The following is a 3,226-nucleotide window of genomic DNA, read 5'->3' as shown; positions in this document are numbered from 1 at the left end:
TGCTCGGCCTCAGCCTTTCCGAAACCTGCGAAGCGACGGGCGCGACGCTGGCCGCCACCAAGGCGGCGCTGCATCGCGGGCGGGCCGAGTTGAGGGCGTTGGCAGCAGCGCCGGAAGAAGCCGTCATGCCGGCGCTCGATGCCGACGACGAGCGGCGACTGCGCCACTACGTCGACCTGTTCAACGCGCGCGACTTCCACGCCGTCAGGGCGCTGATCGCCGAGGATATCCAGCTCGAAGTCGTCAACCGCACGCGTCTCAGAGGCAAGAAGCAAGCCTCGACCTATTTCGGCAATTACGACCGCGTCAGCGATTGGGTGCTCTCGCTCGGTTTTGTCGACGGCCGGCCGGCGATCCTGATCCGCGATCCGCGGACTCCGGACGGCGCGGTCCGCGGCTTCATGCTGGTCGAGTGGCGCGGCGAAGAGGTCGCGGCTATCCGCGATTTCCGCTACGCGCCCTACAGCCTGGCGGATGCGAATATCCGTCCGATCGACTGAACGGAAGCGAGGCGCCATCACTGCCCGAACAGGTCGGTGGGCATGCCGGATCGGGCCACTAGGCCGTACCGGGAAGACAACGCAGGCGGGGCGGCCCCTAGGCCGTCCCGTCGAACTGGTTGGCTCCGACGCGGCGGCATTCACCTCGCGCCAGCATGCTGTCGGTCACTGATCGACGACCAGCCGTAGCGCCCGCGATGCCGGCTGCAGCTGGACCTGCCTGCCCCAGTCGAAGGCGATGAAATCCTGCTCGATGCCGTCGGCGAAGATGACGCCGCCCTCGTTCATCCGCGATGTGATGAGAAGCGGGTTCTCGGTGATCTTGCCGGCACGCAAATTGGTGGTCGTGGCCACGCTCGGAAACGGCTCGCGCACCCAGAAGCCCACCGCGTGCTCTTCGCGGCCGAGCGACAGGTCGAGATGCGTCGCTTCCATGATCGAGCGCGCCCAGCCTGTCGCGCCGGTGCCGGAGGCGACGATGAGGCCGCTGGAGGAATGGTTTTCCGCCTCGCCCCCGGCCTCGATCCGGTAACGGGCCGACTGGTGGCTGCGGTGGCCGACGAAGATCTCGTTGAGCGCGAGGAGCGTTTCGCCGCCGTCGAGCTCGGCCTGAACCATGGTTCGCGCTTCGATGCCGACATTGCCGGCTATGCTGGCGCCGAGCAGCTTGCCCAGCCGGCCGACGCCGATGCGGACCAGCACACCGTCATAGAGATCCGGCGCCGGATTGACGCCGAGCACGGGCTGGCCGTCGAGGTACTTCGCGACATTGGCGACCAGCCCATCCTGTCCCACCGGCACGACAACGTCGTCGGCCGCGAACAGGAAGCGGTCGAGGTCGGCGCGCTTGACCAGGGTCTGGCGCCAATCCGCCGGCACCGAGGCCCGTGCCGCGCCCAGCACGGCATGGAAGTTGTCGTGCCGGACCTCGACATCCTCGAGCCGCTGGCCGCGCGTCTGCAGGAAGAAGCGTGCCTGGTCGCGCGTCGCGTGGCGCGCGACCAGCAGCTCGTAGTCGGTCTCGCGCGTCACGAAGACCGCGCGGGGTCGGTTCGCCGCCATGGTTCGCCCCCTCAACGAGCCTCGATCACCGCCGGGCTCTTGCGGATTTCGCCGAGCACGGTGGCGAGCAGGTCCGGCGTCACGTTGACGTGCTCGATCTTCTCCAGCTTGCCGGCGAGCTGCTGGGCGGCGAGGCCGAGCAGGATCGCGGGCGGCAGGTCGCGGTAGATGGCGATGCGCTGCCGCTCGGCCTCGGCCCTGGCGCCCTCGACGGTGCGGATGCGCTCCGCCTCGGCGGCCGCCTCGACCTGCTGCGCCTCCGCCGCGCCGGTGGCGCGGTTGCGGGCGTTTTCGGCCTCCTCGGCAATCAACAGCTTCTCGCGCCGCGCCAGTTCCGTCCTGGTCGCCATTTCATTTTCGGCGATGGCGCGCTCCTTTTCGACGGCGAGCGCCCGACGCTCGAAGGTCGCTTCGTCGGCCTTCTGCTGAAGCGCCTCGAAGGTCGGTGTCTGCAAGGCCCGCTCGAGCTCGCTCGTCGGGGTGAGGTTGGTGAGCCGCACGGTGACCGCGGCGACGCCAATGTCGATCAGCGCCGGGTCGGCGGCGACAACCGCCTGCAGTCGTTCGCGCAACGGGGCGGGGCCGGCGTCGAGAAGCGCGCGGACCGGCGCCTGTCCGAGATATTGCTGCACCGCCTGGTTGGCGATGCCGGCGATGCGCGCCTGTATCTTCTCGATCGGCTCGCCCTGTGGCTTGCCAGTCCTGAGATTGATGCTGAAATCGACGCGCTCCGCCAGCCGCCCGGGATCAACGACATGCCAGCCGATCGTGCCCTGCACGGCCACGGTCTGGAAATCCTGGCTGCGGCCCTTGACGAACAGCGTCATCTCGCGGTCGTCCATCGGCACTTCGGCAATGCTGGCGGTTTCCGGCGCGAACCAGAACACCAGGCCGCGGCCGCTCTGCTTCACGCGACCATCGCGATAGCGGATGACGTGGCTGCTTGCCTCGCTGCGGAGCTGGGCGATGAAGCCGAAGTTGCGGATGGTGGCCATGGTAGTCTCTCCCTCAATCGATTACGGACGCTGGAAACGGTAAAGTTCTGCCGGTCGGTAGGCGGTGCCCGCCTCAAAGGCGCCGGTCGCCGCCAACCAGCCCTTGTCGAGCAGCCGCCGGCGAAAGGCCGGCTTGTTGAGCGCGGTACCCAGAATTGCCTCGTGCACATCCTGGAGCTGCCGCAGCGTGAACAGTTCCGGCAGCAGCGCGAAGGCGACGTCGGAATAATCGAGCTTGCCGCGCAGCCTGAGCATCGCCATCGCCAGGATGTCGGCGTGGTCGAAGGCGAGCGTGAGCTTTTCGTTGTCCGGCGACAGCACGTTGACCGGACCGCCGGCCTCGCCGGCCCAGGGCACATGGATCGCGGCGGGCAGCAAAGCCGGCATCGCCCGCGCGGCCGCGTCGAAGGCCGTCTCGGTCAGCAGAACGAGATAGGCAGCGCTGATGATGCGCATGCGCGGGTCACGATCGACCGCGCCGAAGGTGTAGAGCTGTTCGAGGCGAGCACCCTCGATTGCGGCCTTCTCGCGCAGCACCCGCGCGGCAGCGGCATCGAGGGACTCGTCGATGCCGACAAAGCCGCCCGGCAACGCCCAGCGGCCCGCATGCGGATGCTGGTCGCGTTTGAGCAGCAGGACCGTGGGACGGCCGTCGCGCAGCCCCAGCAG

At 68.4% G+C, this 3,226-nt stretch carries 3 protein-coding genes and 1 pseudogene; 1 reads left to right on the top strand and 3 read right to left on the bottom strand.

What is annotated here, in order from left to right:
• Positions 1–500, top strand: a pseudogene (locus tag EN745_RS32455) (RNA polymerase sigma factor); the annotation flags it as partial.
• 165 nt (positions 501–665) lie between these two features.
• Here EN745_RS32455 and EN745_RS32450 read toward each other — a convergent pair.
• The 3 genes from EN745_RS32450 to EN745_RS32440 all read right to left on the bottom strand — a co-directional run.
• The gene (locus EN745_RS32450) at positions 666–1,562 is read right to left on the bottom strand and encodes a hypothetical protein (protein ID WP_127423138.1); all 897 of its coding nucleotides are present in this window, start codon (positions 1,560–1,562) and stop codon (positions 666–668) included.
• An 11-nt stretch (positions 1,563–1,573) separates the two neighbouring features.
• Positions 1,574–2,557: an SPFH domain-containing protein gene (locus EN745_RS32445; protein ID WP_127423137.1), complete on the bottom strand. Its 984-nt coding sequence runs from the start codon at positions 2,555–2,557 to the stop codon at positions 1,574–1,576.
• Positions 2,558–2,578: 21 nt separating this feature from the next.
• Positions 2,579–3,226 (bottom strand): NUDIX domain-containing protein (locus EN745_RS32440; RefSeq protein WP_145992263.1); only part of this gene is annotated, 648 nt, incomplete at its 5' end.

The sequence above is a fragment of the Mesorhizobium sp. M4A.F.Ca.ET.022.05.2.1 genome (genome assembly GCF_003998845.1).
Classification (GTDB): Bacteria; Pseudomonadota; Alphaproteobacteria; order Rhizobiales; family Rhizobiaceae; genus Mesorhizobium.
The sequence above is the reverse complement of the archived record's forward strand: the minus strand, read 5'-3'. Positions and strand labels throughout refer to the sequence as shown.